Annotated in this window: 1 protein-coding gene; it reads right to left on the reverse strand. The window is 73.6% G+C overall.

What is annotated here, in order from left to right; all coding sequences use genetic code 11:
- The coding region (locus tag DMH12_RS38610; RefSeq protein WP_260474507.1) for a VOC family protein at nt 1-948 on the reverse strand (948 nt) is incomplete at both ends.

A 948-nucleotide genomic window follows, 5' to 3' on the forward strand; every position in this document is an offset into this window, starting at 1 on the left:
GGCCGGGGTGGGGGTGGCGGGGGCGTCCACGGGCGGGACGACCGGGCTGCCGTCGGGGGTGCCCGCCATGTGCGCCCGGATCCGCTGCGAGGGCGGGCCCGCGGTCCCCCACAGGTCGGACAGCTCGGGGGTGCGCCGCCACACCTTGCAGATCCAGGTGTCCTCGACGATCTGGGCGACCTCGGTGGTGTACTCGCAGACCAGGCCCGTGGGGTCGGTGAAGTACGAGAACGTGTTGTTGCCGGGGCCGTGCCGGCCGGGGCCCCACTCGGGGGTGATGCCGTGGTGCCGGAGCCGGCCGAGGCCGCGCATGAAGTGGTCCAGCGAGGTCATCTCGTAGGCCACGTGGTTGAGGGAGACCCACGGTGCCTGGTTGAAGGCGACGCAGTGGTGGTCGGTGCCGCAGCGCAGGAACGCCATCTGGTGCTCGGACCAGTCGGAGACGCGCATGCCGAGCACGTCGCGGTAGAAGGCGACGGAGGCGTCGATGTCGGGCGTGTTGAGGACGGCGTGGGTGACGCCCACCGGCAGGGACACGTCCCGGCCGCGCGCGGTGACCGCCCAGGTGTCGGCGGAGAGTTCGACCAGCCGTCCGTCGAGGTCGTGGAAGCGCAGCCCGTAGCCGCCGCCCACCTGGTCGAGCGGGCCGGGTTCGGTGACGAGCGCGATGCCGCGGGCCCGGAGGCGGCGCGCGGCCTCGTCGATCTCGGCCGGGGTGCCGAGCGCGAAGACGAGGCGGCCCAGGCCGATGGTGTCGGAGCGGGTCAGGCGCAGGGCGTGGTGCTCCTCGCCGGTGCCGCGCAGCCAGCTCGCGCTGTGTTCGGCCTCGACGACCTGGAGGCCCCACACCTCCTCGTAGAAGTCGACGGCCTCGGCGAAGTTCGGGGTGAGCAGTTCGACCGAGCGCAGGGCGCGCAGGCGGCCGATCGGGGGGTGGTTCGTGGCGGG

The organism is Streptomyces sp. WAC 04229, assembly GCF_003947455.1.
Classification (GTDB): domain Bacteria; phylum Actinomycetota; class Actinomycetes; order Streptomycetales; family Streptomycetaceae; genus Streptomyces.